This is a genomic window from Streptomyces sp. Y1, assembly GCF_041053115.1.
Classification (GTDB): domain Bacteria; phylum Actinomycetota; class Actinomycetes; order Streptomycetales; family Streptomycetaceae; genus Kitasatospora; species Kitasatospora rubellomurina.
The window spans coordinates 559,236-581,719 of the sequence record NZ_CP163445.1 but is presented as its reverse complement, the minus strand read 5'-3'; the positions used below and the strand labels follow the sequence as shown (position 1 = coordinate 581,719).

The 22,484-nt window shown below is 73.3% G+C and carries 16 protein-coding genes; 6 read left to right on the top strand and 10 right to left on the bottom strand.

Going from position 1 to position 22,484, the window contains the following annotated elements; genetic code table 11:
- Positions 1–181: 181 nt before the first annotated feature.
- Together AB2U05_RS02275 and AB2U05_RS02270 are read left to right on the top strand one after the other, a co-directional pair.
- Positions 182–1,357: a serine/threonine protein kinase gene (locus AB2U05_RS02275; RefSeq protein ID WP_244178697.1), complete on the top strand. Its 1,176-nt coding sequence runs from the start codon at positions 182–184 to the stop codon at positions 1,355–1,357.
- Between the two features lie 11 nt (positions 1,358–1,368).
- A complete protein-coding gene (locus tag AB2U05_RS02270; RefSeq protein WP_369182257.1) occupies positions 1,369–2,139 on the top strand; it encodes an HAD family hydrolase in 771 nt (256 codons plus the stop codon).
- Here the strand turns inward: AB2U05_RS02270 and AB2U05_RS02265 are convergent.
- Positions 2,078–3,580 carry a N,N-dimethylformamidase beta subunit family domain-containing protein gene (locus tag AB2U05_RS02265; RefSeq protein ID WP_369182256.1) on the bottom strand — a complete coding sequence of 501 codons (1,503 nt, stop codon included), beginning with the start codon at positions 3,578–3,580 and terminating at the stop codon, positions 2,078–2,080. The genes AB2U05_RS02270 and AB2U05_RS02265 overlap by 62 nt on opposite strands.
- Before the next feature lie 178 nt (positions 3,581–3,758).
- Here AB2U05_RS02265 and AB2U05_RS02260 point away from each other — a divergent pair, with 178 nt between their 5' ends.
- Positions 3,759–4,604, top strand: coding sequence for a class I SAM-dependent methyltransferase (locus AB2U05_RS02260; RefSeq protein WP_369182255.1), 846 nt, complete (start codon positions 3,759–3,761; stop codon positions 4,602–4,604).
- A gap of 74 nt (positions 4,605–4,678) precedes the next feature.
- Positions 4,679–5,449 carry an N-acetyltransferase gene (locus tag AB2U05_RS02255; RefSeq protein WP_369182254.1) on the top strand — a complete coding sequence of 257 codons (771 nt, stop codon included), beginning with the start codon at positions 4,679–4,681 and terminating at the stop codon, positions 5,447–5,449.
- Here AB2U05_RS02255 and AB2U05_RS02250 read toward each other — a convergent pair.
- Complete coding sequence (locus AB2U05_RS02250; protein ID WP_369182253.1) at positions 5,418–6,488, bottom strand: hypothetical protein; 1,071 nt, start codon at positions 6,486–6,488, stop codon at positions 5,418–5,420. The two genes, AB2U05_RS02255 and AB2U05_RS02250, sit on opposite strands and share 32 nt — an antisense overlap.
- Positions 6,489–6,683: 195 nt before the next feature.
- Between AB2U05_RS02250 and AB2U05_RS02245 the strand changes: the two genes are divergently transcribed.
- Positions 6,684–8,027 carry a GH1 family beta-glucosidase gene (locus AB2U05_RS02245; protein ID WP_369182252.1) on the top strand — a complete coding sequence of 448 codons (1,344 nt, stop codon included), beginning with the start codon at positions 6,684–6,686 and terminating at the stop codon, positions 8,025–8,027.
- 39 nt (positions 8,028–8,066) lie between these two features.
- Here the strand turns inward: AB2U05_RS02245 and AB2U05_RS02240 are convergent, their stop codons facing one another.
- The 8 genes from AB2U05_RS02240 to AB2U05_RS02205 form a co-directional block, all read right to left on the bottom strand.
- Positions 8,067–9,134: a polyprenyl synthetase family protein gene (locus AB2U05_RS02240; RefSeq protein ID WP_369185878.1), complete on the bottom strand. Its 1,068-nt coding sequence runs from the start codon at positions 9,132–9,134 to the stop codon at positions 8,067–8,069.
- 58 nt (positions 9,135–9,192) lie between these two features.
- Entirely contained in the window at positions 9,193–10,386 is a 1,194-nt protein-coding gene (locus AB2U05_RS02235) for a CapA family protein (RefSeq protein ID WP_045694118.1), read from the bottom strand.
- A gap of 163 nt (positions 10,387–10,549) precedes the next feature.
- Positions 10,550–13,090 (bottom strand): acyl-CoA reductase, encoded by a 2,541-nt coding sequence (locus AB2U05_RS02230; protein WP_369182251.1) that lies wholly within the window; start codon positions 13,088–13,090, stop codon positions 10,550–10,552.
- Positions 13,087–14,253 carry an acyl-protein synthase gene (locus tag AB2U05_RS02225; protein WP_045694240.1) on the bottom strand — a complete coding sequence of 389 codons (1,167 nt, stop codon included), beginning with the start codon at positions 14,251–14,253 and terminating at the stop codon, positions 13,087–13,089. Before AB2U05_RS02225 ends, AB2U05_RS02230 begins: the two co-directional genes overlap by 4 nt.
- 56 nt (positions 14,254–14,309) lie before the next feature.
- A complete protein-coding gene (locus tag AB2U05_RS02220; RefSeq protein WP_369182250.1) occupies positions 14,310–15,455 on the bottom strand; it encodes a GNAT family N-acetyltransferase in 1,146 nt (381 codons plus the stop codon).
- The gene (locus AB2U05_RS02215; RefSeq protein WP_369182249.1) at positions 15,452–16,759 is read right to left on the bottom strand and encodes an MFS transporter; all 1,308 of its coding nucleotides are present in this window, start codon (positions 16,757–16,759) and stop codon (positions 15,452–15,454) included. Before AB2U05_RS02215 ends, AB2U05_RS02220 begins: the two co-directional genes overlap by 4 nt.
- A complete protein-coding gene (locus tag AB2U05_RS02210) occupies positions 16,756–18,018 on the bottom strand; it encodes a phenylacetate--CoA ligase family protein (protein WP_369182248.1) in 1,263 nt (420 codons plus the stop codon). Before AB2U05_RS02210 ends, AB2U05_RS02215 begins: the two co-directional genes overlap by 4 nt.
- Positions 18,019–18,607: 589 nt before the next feature.
- Positions 18,608–20,710 carry a transglycosylase domain-containing protein gene (locus tag AB2U05_RS02205; RefSeq protein WP_369182247.1) on the bottom strand — a complete coding sequence of 701 codons (2,103 nt, stop codon included), beginning with the start codon at positions 20,708–20,710 and terminating at the stop codon, positions 18,608–18,610.
- A gap of 660 nt (positions 20,711–21,370) precedes the next feature.
- On the opposite strand from AB2U05_RS02205, the gene AB2U05_RS02200 reads away from it, so the two are divergent.
- On the top strand, positions 21,371–22,459 hold the full coding sequence (locus AB2U05_RS02200; protein ID WP_369182246.1) for a UbiA family prenyltransferase: 1,089 nt from the start codon (positions 21,371–21,373) through the stop codon (positions 22,457–22,459).
- Positions 22,460–22,484: the final 25 nt, after the last annotated feature.

Here is a 22,484-nt window from a genome sequence, read left to right as displayed (position 1 = left end):
CGCTATGGGGGCGGTCTTCTGACTACCCGTCCGATCGCCGCGCCGCGCGGAGGCGCGGACATTCGGCCGGAAGATGACGTTCGGTGTCGCGCAGAGGGCCCAACGCCTTGACTCCTCCTGGGTGGCGCCCCCAGGTTGGGCCTCTGCGTCACCCACACGACCCCGATCGAAGGGCTTGTACGTGACCGAGCAGACGACGACCGCGCCCGGGACGACCCCCGACACCACCTCCCGGCCGGTCCGGGTCAACGCCTGGAACGGCTGGGACCCGCTGCGCCACGTGATCGTCGGGCGGGCCGAGGGCACCGTGGTCCAGGCCCCCGAGCACGCCGTCCGCCGCGACTACCCCGACGACGGCTTCCCGCTGGGGACCCACGGCCCGATGCCGTCCGACATGGTCGCCGAGGCCGAGGAGCAGCTCGACGACTTCGCCGACCTGCTGCGCCGCCGCGGCATCCGCGTCGACCGCCCCACCCCCGTCGACTTCACCCGGCAGGTCAGCACACCCGAGTGGACCCACGACTCCATGTTCGGCTGCATGCCGCCCCGGGACCTGCTGCTCACCGTCGGCAACGAAGTCCTGGAAGCGACCATGTCCTACCGCAGCCGCTGGCACGAGTACCTGTGCTACCGGCCCGTCCTGCAGAGCCTCTTCGAGGCCGACGAACACATGCGCTGGGAGGCCGCGCCCAAGCCGCGGCTCACCGACGCCTCGTACCACACCGGGTTCTGGGACACCTACAACGACCTGTCGACCGAGGAGCAGCTGGCCCGGGTCCGCGACTACGACCTGGTGCTGACCGAGGCCGAGCCCCTGTTCGACGCCGCCGACGTGGCCCGCTTCGGCAAGGACCTGTTCGTCCAGCTGTCCTTCGTCACCAACCGCAGCGGCTACCAGTGGCTCAAGCGGCACTTCCCCGACCACCGGGTGCACGCCGTCACCTCCACCAACACCCACCCGCTGCACATCGACGCGACCTGGGTGCCGCTGCGCCCCGGCCTGGTGCTGCACTGCGGCGAGCGGCTCGCGGACGCCGAGCTGATGGAGTTCTTCCGGCGCAACGACTGGGAGATCGTCGAGGCGGTGCAGCCCGCGAGCTGGGAGCACCCACCGAAGCTGTCCTTCTGCAGCCCCTGGCTCGCCGGGAACATGCTGAACCTGGACGAGAACACCCTGTGCATCGAGGAGAAGGAGGTCCGGCTGGCGGAGCAGCTGTCCTCCTACGGCTTCGAGATCGTCCCGGTGCCGTTCCGGGCGGTCGGGCCGTTCGGCGGCGGGCTGCACTGCGCGACCGTCGACATCGAGCGGGACGGCACGCTGCAGGACTACTTCCCGCGCCGGTACGGCCGGTACTGAGGCCGGCTCCGGTGCCCGTCCTGCCGCCGCCGCGGACCCGTGCCGTCGTCCTCGACTTCTACGGGACGCTGGTGCGGATGGTCGAGCCGCTGCCGCCCGACCACCGGACGCTCTTCGAACGCCGGGGCCTGGCCGTCCAGGGCGCCCGCTGGGGCGACCAGTGGGCGGTGGGCCCCGCCGAGGGGGAGCAGCACGCCGCCCACTCGGTCAGCGAAACCGCCTACCACCGATGGGAGTTGGACCGGCTGCGGCGCCGGGCGCGGGCCTGCGGGGTGCCGGCGGGCGAGCTGGCCGGCCTGGTCGAGGAGATCGACCGGGCCATGAAGGCCGTCCGGCTGGAGCTCTTCGAGGACGTGCGCCCCGTCCTCGGGGAGCTCCGCGAGCGGGGGCTGCTGGTCGGCGTGTGCTCCAACTGGTTCTGGAACCTGGAGGACTGCGTCGAGGAGCTCGGCCTCGGCGCGGTGGTCGACGTGGTGGTCGGCTCGGCCCGGGCGGGGGCGCGCAAGCCCCACCCACTGATCTACCGGGCCCTGCTGGAGCGGTGCGGCCTGCCGCCCGGGGACGTGCTGTTCGTCGGCGACATGTGGGCGCCGGACGTGCTCGGCCCGCTCGCCGCCGGGATGCGGCCCGTCCACCTGTGCCGGCCGGACCCGGCGGTGCGCGGCGCCGAGCCGCCCCTGCCGGCCGGGGCGGCCCGGATCCGCGGGCTGCGGGACCTGCTCAGGCGCGCGGACTGCCGTGCGGACGGCGGTGGCGCAGCCGGTCCAGCAGGTTGCGGGTGACCCGGACGACGCCCGCGTCCTGCTCGCGCCCGCAGACCACCGGCCAGTCGGTGGTGCCCGCCGTGAACACGGTGCCGCCGGTGCCGCCGGTGCCGTCCGCGGTGTAGAGGCCCATGGTGGCGGCGCGCGGGCTGGTGACGCCCGGCTCGCGGGCCGGGCCGTTCCAGTGGCCCCACGCGAAGCGGTGGAAGTCCTCGTGGACCGGTTCGAGGACGTGGATGCCGAGGATGAGGAAGGAGGCCGGGGTGCCGTCCTCGCCGGTGGCGCGGGCGACGCCGTGCGCGTCCCGGGCGTAGGCGGCGCCGTCGCACTCGTACCCGATGAGCGGGGTGCCGGCTCCCAGCCGGTCGCCGTCCCGCAGCCCGGTGTCCGCGTAGATCCAGTGCTCGGCGTGCTGCACGGTGTACCCCTCGCGCGGGCGGTCCCCGGGCCATTCGGTGCTCGCCCACATTCCGCCGTTGCGGAAACTCACCCCGGTGAGGGAGTTCTCCGGGCGGCCCACGCCGTCCGGCGCCGGGGGCCACCACTGGTCGGTGGCGGGGAGATGGGGGTATTCCTCGCCCACGTGATGGTCGGTGTCGGAGACGAAGGCGGTGTTCCGGTCGGTCATGTGAATCCGCCACCAACAGGTGTTCGCACTCAGGAAGGCGATGTTCCCGCCGGCCCGGACGAATCCTTCGGCGTGCTCGCGCATCGCCTCGCTCCAGTATTCGTCGTGGCCGACGCTGAGCAGCAGGTTGTAGTCGGAGAGCAGTTCGGGATTCTCGTGCAGGTCGAGATCGGTGCAGAATTCGACCGGGTAGCCGTGGCGTTCCAGCCAGGCGATGAACGGGGTGTCCCAGTAGGCGAGGTCGATCACGCCGCCGGGCCGGTGCAGGCTCACCTTGTGCCCGCGCCGGGTGTCCTCGCGCAGGTACGCCGGGTGGTCGTAGAGGCTGACGGCGCGTTCCTCGCCCGGCCGGTCGGAGCGGTTGTAGGCGTGCCGGGTGAAGGTCGACTTCTTGTACAGGATCCGGGAGCGGCTGCCGGCCCGCTCCGGCCGGACGACGAAGAACTCCCGGGCCGGGCCCTCGATGTTCGCGGCGTCGACCTGCGCAGGGTCCTCGCCCTCCGCGACGAACTGGACGAGGTGCATCCCGGGCGTCCAGTCCCCGGGCACCGGCAGGGTGAGCGCCGGCCAGCCCCAGTCGTCGGCCGGGGAGGCCCGGCCGGGGAGCCCGTCGGGGTGCGGGGGCGGCAGGTGGAGCGCACCGGGGAACCAGCCGCTCTCCGCCACCGGATCGACGTCCTCTCCCAGCCGGTAGAACCTCAGCCGGAACCGCGCGGCGTCGGTGGACACGTGCACGGCCAGCTCGCCCCCGGGAACGACGCTCTCCCGGCCGAGATAACCCTCGATCATTTCCGCCTCCGCGCAGGTGTTCGGGCCGCTTCGGCCGGTCATGCTAGGCCTTTTTCGAAAACCCGGGCAACGGCGCCCCGAACCGGCCATCCGGCACCGCCTTTCGGACAGCGTGCGAAATGGCAGAATCCTCCTCCGCGGCCCCGGGTAGGCCGAAATCCGGCCGCATCCGACCGGCCGCCGTGCATTCCTCTCCGCTGTTCTTCGAAAAGGAGTCCGCATGAGCAGTGAATTCCGGGTGCGGGAACTGGTCCTGGGAATCGAAGGACTGGCGCTGCTGCGGCACGCCATGGACGGGGAGGAGAAGTTCCTCGACGCACGCGTCGAGGACATCCGGCGTTTCGTGTCGGGCGACGGGCTGTTGCCGGACGGCGGCGCCGCCGTCAGCGAACTCGGCCTCGCCGAGGGCTACGCCTCCTGGTCGGCGGTCTACGACTCGCTGCCCAGCTCGTACATCGAGGTCGAGGAGCCCGTCCTGCACGGCATCCTCGACACCCTCCCGGCCGGCACCGCCCTCGACGCCGCCTGCGGCACCGGCCGCCAGAGCGCCGCCCTGGTCTCCCGCGGCCACCGCACCATCGGCGTGGACCAGTCGCCCGAGATGCTCGCCAAGGCCCAGGAGCGCGCCCCGGCCGCCGAGTTGCGGACCGGCAGCCTGGAGGAACTGCCGCTCGACGACGACTCCGTCGACCTCGCCGTCTGCTCGCTCGCCATGACCCACCTGCCGGACCTGACGGCCGGCGTCGCCGAACTGGCCCGGGTGGTGCGCCCCGGCGGGCGGATCCTCGTCTCGGACCTGCATCCCTTCGTCATCGCCCTCCAGGGCCAGTGCGTCTTCGTGCACGGCTCCGACCGGCTCGCCTTCGTCCGCAACCACGTCCACCTGCCGGGCCGCTACCTCGCGGCGTTCACGGCGGCCGGGCTGCGCGTCCGGGCCTGCCACGAGCCGCTCTTCAACGGCCGCCTCGCGCCCGGCGGCTACGAGGAGTTCATCGCGGAGGCGGCCCGCGCGGCCTGGGACGGGCTGCCGATCGTCATCGTCTGGGACGTCGAGGTCCCCGCGTAGTCGGTCCACCGGAAACGTCGGAGACGTCGGAAACATCGGAAACATTGGGAAAGTCGGGAACGGAGGACGGCCTGATGGCCCTGGTCGTGGTCACCCACGCGGAGCGCCCCGAGCTGTGGGACCGGATGCCGGAGCGGTTCGCCGGCATCGTCCCCGAGTACAACCTGCACGGCGACGTCAACGACACCTACTGGAACCGGCTGTTCGAGGAGTTCCGCGCGTACCAGTTCGTCCTGTACGACGACGTGCGCGAGGAGGTGGCCGGCACCGGGCGCTCGCTGCCGCGCAGCTGGGACGGCACGGCCGCCGACCTCGGCCCCGGCCTGGACGACTCCATCGCCCGGGCGTTCGCGGACCGCGCGGCCGGGCGGCCCGCCGGCGCCCTGTGCGCGCTGGGCATCGAGGTCGCGGAGGACTACCAGCGCAAGGGCCTGTCCGGGCTGCTCCTCGACGGGATGCACCTCGTCGCCCGGCGGGCCGGGCTGCCGGTGGTGCTGGTGCCGGTGCGCCCCACCTGGAAGGACCGCTACCCCCTGGTGCCGATCGAGCGGTACGCGGCCTGGCGGCGGGCGGACGGGGCCCCGCTCGACCCGTGGATCCGTACCCAGGTGGGCGCCGGCGGCACGGTCGTCGGGGCCTCGGAGCACTCGTCGCGGATCACCGGGACGGTCGCCGAGTGGGAGAGCTGGACGGGCCTGGCCTTCCCGGAGGACGGCGACTACGTCTTCCCGGGCGGCCTGTCCCCGCTGCGGATCGAGCGCGCCCGCGACCTCGGCTCGTACTGGGAGCCCGGGGTGTGGATCGCCCATCCGGTCAGGCCGGAGGGAGCCGCTCTCCCGCGCTGACGGCCGTCCACGCGAACGCGGACATCAGCCGCACCTCGTCCGGCCCCGCCTCGGGCCGGCGCTCGGGCGGCAGCCCGGCGGGGCCGACGGTGGCCACCGCCGCCTCCCGCAGCCGGGCGAGGGCGCCCGCCGGTACACCGTGATCGCCGCCCAGCCGGCGGGCGGCCTCGGCCGCCTGCCGGCCGAGCAGCAGGCAGTGGATCCAGAGCTCCTCGGCGAAGCCCCGGCCGAAGCGGCCCGCGACCTCGGCCGCCAGGTCCGCCGGCATGGCGTCCGCCACCGCCTCGCGCACGGTCCGCTCCGCGAGCCCGGTCGCCGGCAGGGCGTCGCGCCAGCGGTGATGGCCGCGCCCGCCGTCCGGCCCGTGCTCCTGGCCGACGAGCCGGACGTACCCCTCGCCGTACCGCATGTAGGGGATCCACCCCGGCTCCTCCAGGACGCGGCCCCGCTCCAGCAGCGGCCCGGCGTCGGCGGCGTCCACCGGGCAGACGGCGAGCCGGATCCCCTGGGTGGCATGGCCGTTGATGCTGCTGGTGCCGATGTGCTCCACCACGGTGGGCACGGCGATCAGGCTCATCCGGCCGCGGGCCCGGAAGAAGACGGAGAAGAGCTCGTCGTCGTGCCGCTCGGCGCTGCCGGTGGCGAACCGGCGGAAGTCCTCCGCCGTGTCGACCGGCAGGCAGACGGCGAGCGACGGCGTGAACTCGTCGGGCACGGCCCGCACCCAGCCCGCGCCCGCGAGCGCGGCCAGCCGGGCCGCACCGCCGTTGCGCGCGTGCCAGTTGGTGTAGAACACCAGCGCCTCGTCGGGGAACCGCGCGGCCGCCCGCTCGACCAGCGCCACCATCTCCTCCGGCGCGGACACGTCGTCCTGGACGACCAGATGGTGGCTCCCCGCCGGATCCGCCGCCGCCCAGGCGACCAACGCCGTCCGCAGCGCGCACGGCGGACCATCGGGCTCGGGATCGAGCGCCAGAGCGTCCAACCGAAGCCGCGCGGCCAACTCGCGGGCCTGCTCCAGCCGCACGGGGTGGGTCATGACCGCCGAACTCACGCGCACCGTCGCCACCGCAGCTCTCCCTCACTCGGAGTCCCCGCGCCATCGTGTCAGCCCCCACCCACCACCCGAAAGGCCGCACCGCGACTTCGGCCGGTTTCCCGGTGCCCTGGTGTTCCGGCCCCCGGTCGGTAACATGAGTTCCCCTCATGTTTTCCACGGTTAGGGGACGCAGTCATGACGGACCGTCTCGACCTGCCCGCAGGCTTCCGCTGGGGTGCCGCGACCGCCGCGTACCAGATCGAGGGGGCGGTGGACGAGGACGGGCGCGGGCCGTCCGTGTGGGACGTCTTCTGCGCCCGGCCCGGTGCCGTGCGGGACGGGCACTCGGGGGCGGTGGCCTGCGACCACTACCACCGGTACGCCGAGGACGTCGAGTTGATGCGCGGGCTCGGGCTCGACGGCTACCGGTTCTCCATCGCCTGGTCGCGGATCCAGCCCGCCGGTGCGGGCAAGGTCAACGAGGCCGGACTCGCCTTCTACGACCGCCTGGTGGACGCCCTCCTCGGGGCCGGCATCACCCCGCTGCCCACCCTCTTCCACTGGGACCTGCCGCAGGCCCTGGAGGAGGGCGGCGGCTGGCTCGACCGCGACACCGCGTACCGCTTCGCCGAGTACGCCGCCCTCGTCGCCGACCGGCTCGGGGACCGCGTCCCCGCCTGGATCACCCTCAACGAGCCCTTCGTGCACACCGTCTTCGGCTACGCGCTGGGCATCCACGCCCCCGGCCGCACCCTGATGTTCGAGGCCCTGCCGGCCGCCCACCACCAGCTGCTCGCCCACGGACTCGCCGCCTCGGTGCTGCACGAGCGCGGCCTGGAGGTGCTGCTCTCCAACAACCTCACCCTCGTCGAGCCGGCCTCCTCCGACCCCGCCGATCTCGCCGCAGCCACCGCCTACGACGCCCTGCACAACCGGCTTTTCACCGACCCCGTCCTCCTCGGCCGCTACCCCGACCTCTCCGCCCTGGGCGTCCCCGAGGACATCTTCGGCGCCGTCCACCCCGGCGACCTCGACCTCATCCGCACCCCGGGCCTCGACGGCCTCGGCCTCAACTTCTACAACCCCACCCGCGTCGCCGCCCCCACCGACCCCGGCCTGCCCTTCACCCTCGTCGACATCCCCGACGTCCCCCACACCGCCTTCGGCTGGCCCGTCGTCCCCGACGCCCTGCGCCGACTCCTGCTCAACCTGCGCGACGTGTACGGCAACACCCTCCCGCCCATCACCATCACCGAGAACGGCTGCTCCGTCACCGAGGACACCGACCCCGACCAGCCCCGCATCGACTACCTGGCCACCCACCTCGACGCCCTCGCCCGGGCCGTCGCCGAGGGCGTCGACGTCCGCGGCTACTACACCTGGTCCCTCCTCGACAACTTCGAGTGGGCAGAGGGGCTGTTCAGTCAGCGCTTCGGCCTCGTCCACGTCGATTTTGCGACGCAGGTGCGCACGCCGAGGGCGTCGTACGCCTGGTACCGCGACCTGATCGCCGGCCAACGTGCCTGCCGAGGAAGGTAGTTGGCCTTCGGGGAGCGCGCCGGAGTCCGGGGTGTCCGGTCAGGCGCCCGGGATCACGTTCGACAGTGGCAGGCCTTCGAAGAAGGACACCGCCTCGTCGCGCCAGTGCGGGCGCCAGCCCTGGGCTTCGGTGCGGGCCGCGTCGGCGCAGCGGCGCATGTCGGAGCGGAGCTTCCCGTCCACGCCCAGCAGCCGGGCCAGCTCGCGGATGTGCTCGACCGTGTCGGCTGAGCAGTGCGGATCGCCGAGCGCGGACTCCACCACGGCCCGCTGCGTCTCGTCCGCGGCGGCGAGCAGGGCGGTCAGGGCGTAGCTGCGGCGGCCCGCGCGGAGGTCGGTGCCGGTGGACTTGCCGGTGGTGTCGTCGTCGCCGAACAGGTCGAGGTAGTCGTCGCGGAGCTGGCCGCCGATGCCGACCAGGGTCGCGTACCGGCGCAGCCGTGCGTCGTGGGCGGCCAGGTCCTCGCCGGCGGCCAGCAGCCCCAGTCGCAGCGGGGCGAGCACGGAGTACCGGGTGGACTTGTACTCGCAGACGGTGTGCAGGAACTCCTCGTCCGGGAGCGCGAGGAAGTCGCGTTCGAGGTCGACGATCTGGCCGGCGACCGTCTCGGCGCCGGCGTTCAGCTGCACCTCCAGCATCGCCTGGCGCAGCCCGGCGGGGACGTCCGCGTCCAGCAGGACCCGCATCGAGAGGAACGCGGCGAGGTCCCCGGCCAGGACGGCGAGGCCGAGGGCGGTGCCGTCCGCCTCCGGGAAGTCCTGGCGGTAGGCGTAGTAGGTGGAGGGGCCGCCGCGGCGCAGGGGTGTGTCGTCGATGATGTCGTCGTGGACGAGCCCGTGGGTCTGGAGCAGCTCGATGCTCAGCGCGGCCTCGGCCAGGCCGGGGACCGGGCCGGTGGTCACCAGTCGGGCGGCCTCGTACAGGAGGGCGACCCGCAGCCGCTTGCCGCCGCGCAGTGAGAGGTCCCGCAGCAGTTCCAGGCAGCGTGGGGTGAAGCGGCTGAGCGGCGGGGTGTCGAGGCGTTCCGGCAGGGCGGCGAAGTAGGCCTCGAAGCGGAGGTCGAAGCGGTGCCGGTGCCCGGCGGCTCGTTCGCGCGCGGCTGCCATGATCGTCTCGTTCACGGGCCCACCCTCTCATCCGCACGCGTACGTCCGCGCCGCCCGGTCAGGGCGCCATGGTCAGCCCCGCCGAGGCGCCGCCGCGGCTCAGCACGACCGACCGGATGTGGTCCAGGGCCCGGGCGTAGTCGCCGCGGCCGGGATCGCGGCGGACGGCCTCGGTCAGGTCGAGGACTCGGTAGGGCGGGCCGAGGTCCGTCAGCTGCGGGACGAACTCGGCCCGGGTGACGGCCCACCGCTGCCCGGGCCGCGTCGGTGGCGAGAAGGTGAACCGGGCGATCGAGCTCCAGTTGCCGCGGGGGTCCTCCGCGCCGGTGTGGTTGAACATGTGTCCGGCGAGCTGGTCGCCCATGCCGTAGACCGTCCAGGTGTCGTTGATCTTCTCGTACGCCTGCGGAATGTGGGCGTGGGTGCCGAGGATCAGATCGACGTCGGGCCGGCCGGGGCTCTGCTCGGCGGCCAGGTCACGAGCGAGCGTGAGCTGCTGCTCGTCCGGGGTGTCCTGCCACTCGGTGCCCCAGTGGAGGCTGACCACCACGATGTCCGCCCCCTGTTCCCGGGCGGCCCGCGCGTCGGTGAGGATCCGCTCCCGGTCGATGAGGTTGACCGCCCAGGGCTGCCCTTTCGGCAGCGGGATGCCGTTGGTGCCGTAGGTGTAGGCGAGTTGGGCCACGGTGGCGCCACCCGCCGTGAGCAGTGCGGGGCGGCCCGCCTCGTCGGCGCTGCGCGCGGAGCCGGTGTGCAACAGGCCGACGGCGTCCATGGCGTCGAGCGTGCGCCGGATGCCGTCCGGCCCGTCGTCGAGCGTGTGGTTGGAGGCGGTGTCGCAGGAGGTGTATCCGGCGTCCTTGAGCGCCCGGGCGACCTGCGGGGGCGACTTGAACGACGGGTAGCCGGTGAAGGGCCCGCCGTCCGCGCCGTACACCGTCTCCATGTGGCAGATGGCCAGGTCGGCGGCACCGATGACCGGTTTGACGCCGGCGAGCATCCGGGTGAAGTCGTAGCCGCTGCCCCCGGCGTCCTCCTTGGCCTGCTGGATGATCTCGGTGTGCGGCAGGACGTCCCCGGTGGCGACCAGGGTGAACGCCCGCGGTCCCGCCGGGGCGGGCGTGGCCGCGGAGCTCGGCTCCCGCGGTGGCGACGGCACGGCCTGCCGTGCCTGCGGGGCCCCGCATCCCGTGAGGGGGAGCAGCAGGGCGGTGGCGGCGGTGAGGATCTCTCGGCATGGCAATCGCATCATCGGCTCGTCCCACGATCGGTGAATATGACGTGGATTCCGACTATGCGAGCGATCGGCCGGCCGACCCGGCACCCACGCCCCGAGGTCACCCGACGAGACGGTCGCCCGGCCGGGGCCGGGGTGTCCCGGCCCCAGCCCCGGCCCCGGCCGAGCGGTGGCGGCATCACATCGCGGTCCGCCGTCGGTCGATCACCGTCCGGAGCTTGCCGCTGGTGGGCGTCCGTTCGAACGCCCCGGAGTCGACGGTCTCGACCGTGAAGTCGAGCAGCTCCTCGTCCACGGCCGAGCCCAGCTCCGGGATGGCGGTCAGGAAGGCGGCGCGGGCCGCCGGCCCGTCCTGGGCGTACCGCCCGTCCAGCCGGACGACGGCCCGCTCGCGGCCCTCACCCGCGTCCAGGACCAGCTGCAGCTCTCCCTGGTAGCCGAACTCCTCCTGGGCCACCGCGACGAAGCGCCGGACGTTGAGGAAGTACGTGGCGACCCGGACGACGTCCCCGTACCGGCCGAGGAGTTCGAGGCGCGGGGTGTGGCTGCCGCAGGGGCAGACGCCCTCGACCGCGCGGCCGAGGTCGCCGATCTGGTACCGCTCCAGGCGCTGCCCGGCCCGGGTGCGGCTGGTGAAGACCAGGCGGCCCGGCTGCCCGGCGGGCACCGGTCGGTCGGCCTCCGGGGCCAGGATCTCCAGGGTGTGCAGGTCGGTCAGGACGTGGTGGACCGATCCCTCGGCGTGGGTGCACTGGTAGCCGAGCGGCCCCAGGTCGGTGCTGCCATACGCGGCCGAGCGGATCACCTCGACGCCGAACTCCTCGGTGAGCACCCGGCGTTGCTCGGCCGTGAAGTGCTCACCGCCGTAGAACACCTTCCTGATCCCGCCGTAGGCGCGCAGCTGGTCGGCCCGGGCGTGGAACAGCTGCCAGAGGTAGGAGGGCATGCCGAACACGGTGTCCGCCCCGTTCGTCACCAGCGCCTCGGCGGTGGCGGCGTGGTCGGGGCCGGCGGCGATCGGGAGCTGGGTGGCGTTGAGGCGTTCCAGGATCGAGAAGAAGCTGATGAAGCTTCCGTACATGCCGCCGCAGTAGAAGAGGTTGGCGGCGCGGTCCCGGGCCGGATCGAACCCGGCGGCGAGCAGGCCGTCGGCGCAGGCCCGCATCTGGGTGTCGTAGTCGGCGTTGGTGAACACCGACAGGGCCGGGGCCCCGGTGCTGCCGCCGCTGCGGAAGTGGAGGTGGGCGTGCTCCGGCGCGAGGGTGCGCAGCTGCTCCTGCACCCCGGCCTTGTCCAGCAGCGGGCCGCTCGGCGCGGCGGGGACGAAGGCCGGGGCCGCCAGGTCGTCCAGGCAGGCGGTGGTGGCGAAGGCGCGGTCCGTCCGGACGCTGACGCGGCGGCTGTAGCGCTGGAGCGCGTAGACGCCGTCGTGGGGCTCGCCGTGGTAGCCGTCGAGCATCCCGCCGACCGGGGTGACCCGCAGCACGCCGGCGGCGAGCACGGCCTGCGACAGCCGGGCGACGTCGGCTCGGCTGCCGGCGATCGCGGCGGTCTGCAGGTACCGGCGCATCGGGCGCAGTACGGGCATGACGCGGGCGCGGGGCAGCGGCTTGACCCAGACGCTGCGGTGGAGGGGCGAGGCGGCCAGGGCGGGCCGGGTGTCGGCGAGGACGCGCCAGGAGCCGTCCTCGGCGGCCAGGACCCTGGTGAGGCCGAGGTGTTCCTCCAGCCGGGCGACCAGTTCGGTGGTGGTGATCTCGGCGTGCTCGGCCGGTTCGAGTTCGGGCCGGGGCAGCTCGGCGGAGGCGTCGGCGAGGTGGGCCGCGAAGCGCTCGGCGAACGCGAAGACCTCCTCGTCGTCCTCGGTGTCGAGGTAGACCACCTGGGGGCTGGAGCAGGCCTGCTGTTCGAAGCGGCAGACGTCGGCGGCGAGCGCGTCCAGGGTCACCAAGTCCGACCAGGCGTCACGGGTGAGGTAGGCGAAGGAGACCCGGTGCCCCCACTCGACCAGGCGGCAGCCGGCCGGGACCAGTTCGGAGACCGCGCGGACGGCGTCCTCGCCGCCCCAGACCGCCACCGCGTCGGCGGCCTCGCACATCAGCCGCAGCCACGCGGTGCGGGCGGAGGGGAAGCGGAGCGCGACGATCCGGCGGGCCAGGGCGCCGGTCGGGTCGGCGGCGGCCAGCTCGGCGAGCAGGTGCTGGGCGAGCGGCGTGTCGGCGCTGCTGGTCTTCAGCACGTTGAGGTTTCCGGTGAGCAGACCCTCGATCACGCTCAGCGGGGCCACGGCGGCGGCGTTGCCGGGGGCGATGTGGACCAGGAGCCCGACCGGCGCCCACGCCTCGAAGGTGGTCTCCCGCGCGTCGGGCCGGGTGAGCCGCTCGGGGCGCAGTCCGCCGAGTTCGCTGCGGAGCTTGCGTTCCAGGGCCGGGCGGGCGATCGCACCGGCGATCTCGGCGAGCGTCGCCGCCGCCTCGTCGGGGTCGACGCCGCCACCGGTGAGTTCGGCGAGGAGACGGGTGCGGACCGGGTCGCCCGGCGCGCCGAGGGCGTCGGCGAGGTGTTGGCAGGCGCTCAGCACCAGTTCGGTGGGCAGGGGTTCGGCCAGGGTCCGGGCGGCGAGGTCGGGCAGCTCGGCGAGACGCCGGGCGGCCTCGTCGTCGTCGATGAACGAGCCCTGCCAGAAGTGGGGCGCGGTGCTCGCGAGTTCGGGGTTCACGACATTCCCTTCAGGAGTTCGGCGGCGGCCGCCGCGCAGGTGCGGTTCCGGCTGACCCCGGCGCGGCCGTGGACGGTGAACCACGGAGTGGGCAGCGGGCAGGGGCATTCCCCCGCGGGGTGCAGCGAGGCGAGGTCGCCCATGACGACGCTCTGGGCCGGCACCGAGGTGATGTACGGGGAGACGAGGTGGAGGAAGCCGCGTGCGCCGTACGGCAGCGGCTCCAGGGTGCGGGGGTCCCGCACCGCCGCCCGCGACCAGACCGGGACGTGCAGGCGGTGGTGTCCGCACTCGATGTACGGCACGCAGTGCTCGACCGAGCCGAAGGTGTCGCGGATGCGGTCCGAGGGGATGCCCAGCTGCTCCGTGACCCCGGCGTAGAACTGCTCCTTGCCGATCTGCCGGTCGGTGTGCCCCTTCCAGCCGCCGCCGAGCAGGACCAGGGAGCCGGGCGGCAGCTGGAGCGGCGGCAGGCCGAGGGCGCGCATCCGCTCCAGGGTGAAGTGCAGGAACGCGGGGAAGCCCAGGATCCGCACCGGCAGCCCGTCCTCGGCGTACCGCCGCAGCGCCTCGATGCAGCCGTGGACGTCGAACTCGTGGCCGCTGCCGGTGTGCCGCAGGGCGTGGGTGGTGTGGTTCGCCGGGGCGAAGTCGCAGAGGTAGTTGTCGGTGAACGAGGTGCCGAGCTTGAGCTGCGGAGCGGGCTCGTAGCTGTACAGCAGGTAGTTGACGGGCTGGTCGGGCGTGATCCAGCCGTAGTGGTCGAAGATGCGGGCCACCATGCGCTGCGCGGAGCGGATCGTCCAGGTGTCGAAGAACATCTGCGACTTCTGGCCGGTGGTGCCGGAGGAGGTGAGGTGGAGGAACACCTCCTCCCGGGGGATGGAGAGCACCTCGTGCCGCTTGAAGAAGTTGGCGTGCACCAGGGGCGTGCGGACCCCCTCGCCGACGGTCGGCGCCGGGGTCTCCACCGGGCCGTCCAGCAGCGAGCGGAGGAACGGCGAGCGCTGCGCGTGCCACGCGTTGGTCTCGGCCATCGCGGCGGCGAACAGGGCGTCGGCCTCCGGCCCGGCCGCGTACGGGTCGGTCAGGTCGCAGAGCCGCTGGACGTGCGCGAGTGCGGCCGGGTCGGGAACGCCGACCGGCGCGAGGTGGGCGTTCAGGGGATGGGCGTTCACGGTAGGGGCGGTCTCGGGACGGGCGGTCTCGGTACGGACGGTCACGGGGAAACCTCGGGAAGGGGTAGGTAGGTCGATGTCCAGGCCGTCAGGTAGGCCAGCAGGTACGGCTGGAGCCGGCCGCTGACGGCCGCGGCCCGGAAGTCGATCTGACGGCTGGTGCGGGACAGCAGCACGTAGTCGTGGAACCGGTCGCCGATGCGGCGCATCGCCGGGTAGACGGCGCTCGGGATGAACCCGGCGGCCAGGAAGGCGTCGAGCCCGGCGGTGTCGGCCAGCGGCAGCAGTGTCTCGACGTAGTCGGCACCCGCGCGGGTGACGGCCGCCATCAGGGGCTCCAGCGCCCCGGCGACGGCCGCCGGGGAAGGGTGCACCGCGATCAGCGAGCAGCTCGCCGCGGCCCGGTCCAGGTCGGCGTACGCCTCGAACGCTCCGTCCGGCGGCGTGAGCACGGTGTTCGGGACGTGCAGCGGGAAGAACCGCTCGCCCGGATCGGGGAGGAGTTCGAGGAAGCGGCGGCGGACGAAGCCGGGCGCGGTGATCAGCTCCATCGGCGCGGTCACCGGCGCGGGCCGGTCGACGGCCGGCGCGGGGGCGTCCGTGCGGCGGGGGCGGCCGTAGTCGACGCCGGTGCTCTGCCAGGCCGCGTCCAGCAGCGGAACCAGGGCCCGGGGCACCGCGCCGACGTTCTCCCGCCGGGCCAGGACGCCGTCGGCGTACCGGGCGAACAGGGCGAGGCTCTCGCACCCGGCGACCTCGACGGCGTTCGGCATCAGGCCGAGGGCCTGGAAGCCGTTGCGGGCGAAGACCTGCTGGGGGCCGGGGGTGACCACGCGGACGGTCGCGTAGACCGAGTCCAGCGTGCCGGTGGCGAAGGCGTCCGCGCAGACGGAGGCGGTCAGCCGTGCGGCGAGGCCGCCGCCCCGCTGTTCCGGGTGGACCGCCAGGCCCACCAGCTTGCCGATCCGGCCGCCGGGGTCGGTCTGCACCGCCACCGACCCGGCCAGGCGGCCGGCGCCCTCGTGGCGTGCGGTCAACCAGTGCGTGTGCGGGTCGTCGATCAGGCGGCGCATCTCCGCGGGGTCGCTGCCGAGTGGGACGGGGTAGCCGTGGCCGTAGACGTCGAAGTAGAGCTGGCGCAGCTGCGCGACGTCCTGCGGCGCCGCGGGGGCGATCGTGACGGTCATCGCGCGGCCCCGCTCGGTCGCGCGGCCGTGGCCGGGTCCTCCGGTGGGGCCGCCGCGGGTGCACGCCGGCCGGTCCACCACAGCGCGGCGGCGACCGGCAGCACGCCGAGGGCCTGGACCAGGCACAGCGTGCGCGGCGAGAGGTGGTCGCCGAGCAGGCCGAACACGACCGAGGACACCGGGAAGGTCGCGCCGAGCAACGCCTGCATGACCGCGAAGAACCCGGGCCGGTCCTCGGTCGGCACCAGCCGCTGGAACAGCGCGACGAACCGCACGCCGATCACGCCCACGCACCAGCCGGCGACCGCCATCGACCCGACGGCCGGGGCCGCTCCGGCGGCCAGGCCGGGCAGGCCGAGCGCGGCGGCCATCAGGCCCAGGCATCCGGCGCCGACCACCGTGGGCGCGCCCGGGAGCCGGCCGCCCGTGAAGGAGCCGACGAGTGTGCCGGCGCCGAGGGCCGCCTCCAGGGCCGCGACGGTCGAGCCGTCCGCGTGCAGCACCGTCCGGGTGTACAGCGGCATCACCACGAACACCGCGGTGGTGAACACGTTCGCCGCGGTGAAGCAGAGGAGCACGCGGCGGACGAACGGCAGTTCGGCCAGGATGCGGCGCAGCGGTCGGCGGGCGGCGGGTGCCTCACCGCCACCGCCGCCGCCGCCCGCGGACGGGGTGCGCGGGGTGCCCGGGGCGGCCGGGAACGGGGTCGCGGCGATCAGGGCGGCCGCCAGCAGGTACCCGCCGGCGCAGCCGGCGACGATGCCGGCGAGGCCCGCGGCGTCGACCACCAGCGGGCCCAGCAGCCCGCCGGCGAGGCCGGCCAGCGACTGGGTGGCGAGTTCGAAGCCGGTCGCGGCCTCGATGTCGGCGTCCTCGACCAGGTCGGGAACGGAGGTGGTCAGGCACGGGTCGAAGACCGCCTGGCAGCCGGCCAGTACCAGGGCGGCACCGTACGTGACGGCCATCGGGGGCGTCGCGGCGTACGTCCAGCCGGCGGTGCCGAGGGCGATCAGACCGGCGACGGCGGCGGAGAGGCCCAGCACCGTGCGGTGCGGGTGGCGGGCGATGAGCGAGGCCACCAGCGGCGCCAGCGCGACCGCGGGCAGCGTGCTGACGGCGAGGAAGGCGCCCGAGGCGAGGCCGCCGTCCGGGCCCGCGGCGTAGCCGACCAGCCACCACACCGCGCCGACCTGGAACATCCGCCCGGCGGCCTGGGTGAGCACCTGCGCGCCCCAGACGGCGGCGAAGCGCCGGTTGCGCAGGACGAGCGGCAGGCGGTGGGCGGCCGCCTGGGCCGCCGTCACGCGTGCGGCCGTTCGTCGAGGACGCGGATCAGCTTGCCGGTCCGCGCGTTGACGGCGAGCTCGTGCGGGCGCACCCACGTGACGGACAGCGGGTGGACGTGGGCGGCGGCGACCGCCTCCGGGTACAGCGGCCGCGCCGTGTGGATGCCGGTCGTGACGGCGTCGGCCAGCTCGGGGAGCCCGGCCGGGTTCCCGTCGCAGGCCAGCCGCAGGACCAGCCCGTCCCGGCCCTCCCAGCGGCGTACCACCAGTTGGACGCCGGTCACCCGGCCGGCCGGGTCGGCGGCCCGGACGAGGTCGAGCACGTCCTCGGTGTACAGCGACACCGGCCCCACCCGCACGCCCTCCTGGGCCCGGCCGAGGATGCGGAACCGCCCGGCGGCGACGTCGGTCCATTCCGCGCGGTCCCCGACGGGGTAGCGCAGCACGGGCATCAGCCGTCGCCGCAGGTCGGTCACCACGACCCGGCCGGGTACGCCCTCGGCGCGGACCGGCTCGCCGGTGTGGTCGTCGAGGATCTCCACCACCGTCTCCGGGGTGAACGCCCGGTGCACCCGGGTGTCCGGCCCCGGTACGGGCCGGCCGAGCAGACCGGCATCGACGGCGGCGTAACCGATGGACGAGACACGGGCGTTGGGGAACACCGCGCGCAACAGCGGCTGCTGGTCCCGGTAGAGGCCCTCGCCGCCGAACAACAGCAGCTCGACGGAGGGGAGTTCGCGTCCGGAGGCCAGCAGGTGGTCGGCCAGTGCGCACAGCGTCGTCGGGGTGCCGGCCACCACCTCGACCCGGAACTGCTCCAGGGTCCGCGCGGTCGAGTCCAGGGGCGCCGCCCCGCCGATCGGCAGCCGGATGTTGGAGACGGGGGAGCGGTGCAGCGCGTCGAGGACGAAGGTGTAGCTGGCGTACAGGTCGCCCGCGTAGAAGAGATCGGCGACCCGGTGCCCCGGGCGCAGCCCGGCGTCGACCAGCCCGGCGCCGAACGACGTGGTGAACTCCCGCCATTCCTCCCGGCTGTAGAACGAGAACTTCGGCGAGCCGGTGGTGCCACCGCTCTTGAAGACGACCGCCTCCTCCAGCGGTCCGGTCAGCAGCCGGTTGCCGCGAGGCGTGTTGGCCTGCCAGAACTCGGACTGCGGGACGACCGGGAGATCGGTCAGCCGCGCCGTCCCGTCCGGTAGTCCGGCGTACAGATCGGCGTAGAAGGGCGAGTTGCGGCGCGCGAAGCGTACGAGCTCCGCTATCGAGTGAACGGGCATCAATTCCTGCTTTGAGGCATGCGAGGCCGAGCGAGGTCGCGTGGGGACGCGACTTCGCCCGATGGGTCGGAGGCGATCGTTGGGCCGGCGGTCGGCGGAATTCGATTCCGCTGCGACCCGGCAGGCCACGGGTGGGAAAACGGACCGAGCGGGCGCACCGTAAGTCGGAGGCACGCGGACGGTTCGTCAGCTGATGCGATCTCGGGAGTGGTGGGGCCTCTCGCTCGCAGGAAGCAAGGCTAGCACCCGAGTACACCTTGGGATCCAGGGTGAGCGGTCGTCAGAACGGTGTGGACACGATCTGAGGCCTGGTCAGCGCCCTGTCTCCGGCGGAAGACGGGGGAAGGCGTGAGGTGGATCTCACGGCGGCTCTTGTCGGCGGGGTTCTCCGCGTTTCTCCGCACGGATTCCCGCATTCTGTAGTTGAATTCACGACATTTCATGTGGGCCCGCCTGATTGCGGCCCTGATGCCGGAATTGCCACCCGCCGTTCGGGGGGTGCGGCCCCAGCGGATCGGCGGGGAAAGCCGACCGACCCGCCGAGCGGTGGCTCGGCGGGTCGGGTGGGGGACGGGCTCGGTGTCGGCGGTCAGCGCGGCGAGCCGGACGGGGCCGGGTTCGGCTTGGCCGTGCCGGGCCCGGTGGCGGTGCCGGTGCCGGTGGCGTTCGGGTCGGGCTTGGGGGCCGGGTCGGGGATGTCGGCCATCGGCAGGGACTTCTCGGGCGTGCCGCGCAGGGCCTGGCTCATGGCGTCCCGCCAGATCGGCCCGGGGCCGTCCGCGCCGAACACCTCGCCGTGGTACTTCCCGTTGATGGTGATGTCGCGCATCTCGACGCCGCCGGCCGGGCCGCCGAGCCAGACGGAGGTGGCCAGCTGCGGGGTGTAGCCGCTGAACCAGGCGGCCCGCTTGTGGTCCGAGGTGCCGGTCTTGCCGGCGATCTGCCGGCCGTCGTCCAGGCCGAGGTCCTTGCCGGTGCCCTTCTCGGTCACGCCGTTCAGGACGGTGTTCAGCGCCCGTGCCGTCTCGTCGGAGAACACCTTCTCGCAGTGACCGGCCGGGACGGGAACGTCCTTGCCCTCCACGGTGGTGATCTTGTTGATGGCGAGCGGGCTGCAGTGCGTGCCTCCGGCGGCGAAGGTCGCGTAGACGTTGGCCATGGTCAGCGGGCTGACCTCCTCCACGCCCAGGGCCATCGCGGGGACCTCCTCCAGCGGCTTGCCGCTGGCCTTGGCGGTGATGCCGAGTTTGTTGGCCATCTGCTTGACGGCGCAGAGACCGATCTCCTGCTCCATCTGCACGAAGTAGGTGTTGACCGAGCGGGCCATGGCCTCCTTGAGCTGGTACGGGCCCTTCTCGCCGGCGGATTCGTTGGGCACGACCGTCCTGGGCCGGGCGTCGTTGCGCCAGGTCCCCTCACAGGTCTTCATCGTCGGGTACTCGAGGGAGTTCGGGGCCGAGTACTCCTGCACCGCCGGCAGCCCCGCCTCGAGCGCGGCGGCGGCGACGATCGGCTTGAAGGTCGATCCCGGCTGGAAGCCGTTGCCGCCGCCCATCGAGGCGTCGACGTTGAGGTTGACCACGGTCTGGTTCTTCTCCGTCGCCAGACCGTACGGGCGGGTCTGGGCCATGGCGAGGATCTTGCCGGTGCCGGGCTCGACCATGGTGGCGGCGGCGGACACGGTGTCGGTCACCCTCACCTTGCTGCTCACCGCGCTCTGGGCGGCGGCCTGCTTGTCCGGGTCGAGCGTGGTGTAGATGTTCAGGCCGCCGGTGTTCCAGAGCTTCTTGCGCTCCTCGGCGCTCTTGCCGAAGGCCGGGTCCTGCTTGACCACGTGGCGCACGTAGTCGCAGAAGAAGCCCATGCCGGCCGTGGCGGTGATGCAACCGTTGCGCGGCTCGCGGTAGTTGAGGCCCAGCGGGGCGGCCTTCGCCTCCTTCGCCTGGTCGGCGGTGATGTGCTTGTTCTCCAGCATCTTGTCGATGACGACGTTGCGACGCTTGACCGCGTTGTCGGGGTAGCGCTTCGGGTCGTACTGGGACGGGTTCTGCACCAGCCCGGCGAGGGTGGCGGCCTCGGCGACGGTCAGGTCCTTGTTGCTCTTGCCGAAGTAGCGCTGGGAGGCGGCCTCCACGCCGTAGGCGCCGTTCCCGTAGTACGTGATGTTGAGGTAGTTGGTGAGGATCTGGTCCTTGCTCAGCTCCTTGTCCAACTTGATCGCGATCTTCAGCTCCTGGATCTTGCGCCCCAGGGTCTTGCGCTGGGCCTCCTGCACGGCGTCCGTGTCGTCGCCGGCCTTCTCCACGTTGACGTTCTTCACGTACTGCTGGGTGAGCGTCGAGGCGCCCTGCGAGTTGGTGCCGCTCTCGGCGTTCTTGCTGATCGCGCGCAGGATGCCCTTGAGGTCGACGGCGCCGTGCTCGTAGAAACGGGCGTCCTCGATGTCGACCTGGGCGTGCCGCATGAGCGGTGACATCTGGTCGGCGGTGATGACGGTGCGGTCGCGCTCGTAGACCTTGGCGATCAGGCCGCCCTTGGCGTCGAAGATCTGGGTGGCCTGGGCGAGCGGCGGGGTCTTGAAGTCGTCGGGGATGTCGTCGAAGCCCTCCGCGGTGTCCTTGGCGACCAGCCCGATGCCACCGGCGACGGGCAGGACGAGCCCTGCCAGCAGCGCGCCCGACACCACGCTCACCCCCAGGAAGGTCGCACCGTGACGGACTAACCGCAGCGGCGTGGTGCGGGGCGGGCGGGGAGCCGCGGCATCGGACGAATTCGCTATCGGCGAGGGCTTCGATTCCATTCCGGAATGCTAACCCTTACCGAGCGCCGGTCGAACGGTTTTTCGCACACGACTGTCACGGCTTTGCAACAGCCGCCGGATATGGCCCGAAAAGGTCGACAGTGTGCGAACTGAAAGAATGTGCGGGAATTCCGTCAGCTCGCCGGAGCGGCCCGACGCCGGCCCCCCTCGCGCGGTCGGTGCGCCCTTCGCGCGGCCCTCCCTCTCTTTGACGTCGCGGGCGGCGCGAAACGTTGCACGCGGACGGGAAGCCCGGTGCCGGCCCGGGCGGTGGCGACGCCGGGGCGGGCCGCCGGATACAGCTGCCGGATACAGCCCGGATGCCAACAAAGGCGCATTGAGACTGCCTCTCGGACCGGCCTAGCGTCTGCGGTGCCGGGAGAACGCGGCGCCGGACGGCCCCGGAACGGCCGCACCTCCGCCGCCCCACGGCCGTCCGGGCCCCGCACGGCCGCCCCGGCCCGCCACGGCAAGCCGAAGGCCTTGAACGGACATGACCGCACGCCCGGACCCACCGCCGGTGGACGGGCGCTGGACTGAGCGAGGGACCTGATGTCACCGACCACGATCAGCGAGCCGGCCCCGCCCGTCGGCCAGGCCGAGCTCGCCGCGCTCGATCCCGAACAGCGGGAGGCGGCCGTGCGCCGTTCGCCGGGCCACCTCGGGTGGGCCGCCGGGCTGCGCGTGCTGGTCATGCTCGGGCGGCCCCGGACGTGCGTCCCGGGGCTGCTCGGCTTCGCCTGGGGCTGGGCCCGGGGCGGCGGCGCGGCGACCTGGCAGTTCTTCCTCGGGCTGCTGATGAGCGTGGTCTACGGCCTGCTGGCCAATGTCTACAACGCCTACACCGACCTGGCCGAGGACAGCCGCAACCTGCCCTCGCGGGTCTGGCTGGTGCTGCTCGTCGGGCCGCGGCGGATGCTGGCGGCCGGCCACGCCATGGTGCTCGCCCTGCTCGCGCTGGCGCCGCTGTACGGCGTCGCCTACCTGGTCCCGATGGCGCTGGCCCTGGCGGGGGCGCTCCAGTACTCGTTCCGGCCGCTGCGGCTCAAGGCCCGCCCCTGGCTCGGGCCGGTCGGCATGAGCCTGGCCGTCTTCGGGCCGTACCTGCTCGGCTACTTCGGCACCGGGGTGCGGATGCCGAGCGGGGCCGCGTGGGCGGTGCCGGCCTTCCTGATCCTCTGGTTCGTGCCCAAGGGCATGATCAAGAACCTGCCCGACGTCGAGGGCGACCGCGCGGCCGGGCTGCGGACCTCGGCGACGGTGTTCGCCACCCGGGAGGCCGCCGCGCGGGTCGCCATGGCGGCCACGCTGACCGGCTACCTGTCGCTCGCCCTGTTCGTGGCCGGCGGGGCGCTGCCGCCGCGCACCCTGTTCGCGCTGCCCCTGGTGGTGGCCGCGTTCCGGCAGTGCCGGGCCATGGTCGGGGCCCCGGACGCGGCGACGGCCAACGCGGTGCTCAAGCGCGACATGCTGCTGTCGACCGGCTACCTGGTCGCGGTGCTGCTGCTGGACGCCTTCGACGTCGCCTCCGTCTGCGCGGTGGCGCTGGGCGCCCTGCTGCTGTTCGGCAGCGACCTGCTGGCCCTCGACTCGCGGCAGATGACGGCGCCGGCCGCGCCGGCCGCGCCGACCGACAGCTGACCCACCCCCGCACCCCCGACCGTTG

What these genes read in the sequence shown, in the direction of transcription:
- AB2U05_RS02260 (WP_369182255.1), top strand. Translation starts at nt 3,759, where the DNA reads ATGAGCAGTGAATTCCGGGTGCGGGAACTGGTCCTGGGAATCGAAGGA.
- AB2U05_RS02240 (WP_369185878.1), bottom strand. Translation starts at nt 9,134, where the DNA reads ATGGCAGCCGCGCGCGAACGAGCCGCCGGGCACCGGCACCGCTTCGAC.
- AB2U05_RS02220 (WP_369182250.1), bottom strand. Translation starts at nt 15,455, where the DNA reads ATGACCGTCACGATCGCCCCCGCGGCGCCGCAGGACGTCGCGCAGCTG.
- AB2U05_RS02200 (WP_369182246.1), top strand. Translation starts at nt 21,371, where the DNA reads ATGTCACCGACCACGATCAGCGAGCCGGCCCCGCCCGTCGGCCAGGCC.
- AB2U05_RS02235 (WP_045694118.1), bottom strand. Translation starts at nt 10,386, where the DNA reads ATGATGCGATTGCCATGCCGAGAGATCCTCACCGCCGCCACCGCCCTG.
- AB2U05_RS02255 (WP_369182254.1), top strand. Translation starts at nt 4,679, where the DNA reads ATGGCCCTGGTCGTGGTCACCCACGCGGAGCGCCCCGAGCTGTGGGAC.
- AB2U05_RS02265 (WP_369182256.1), bottom strand. Translation starts at nt 3,580, where the DNA reads ATGACCGGCCGAAGCGGCCCGAACACCTGCGCGGAGGCGGAAATGATC.
- AB2U05_RS02245 (WP_369182252.1), top strand. Translation starts at nt 6,684, where the DNA reads ATGACGGACCGTCTCGACCTGCCCGCAGGCTTCCGCTGGGGTGCCGCG.
- AB2U05_RS02210 (WP_369182248.1), bottom strand. Translation starts at nt 18,018, where the DNA reads ATGCCCGTTCACTCGATAGCGGAGCTCGTACGCTTCGCGCGCCGCAAC.
- AB2U05_RS02250 (WP_369182253.1), bottom strand. Translation starts at nt 6,488, where the DNA reads ATGACCCACCCCGTGCGGCTGGAGCAGGCCCGCGAGTTGGCCGCGCGG.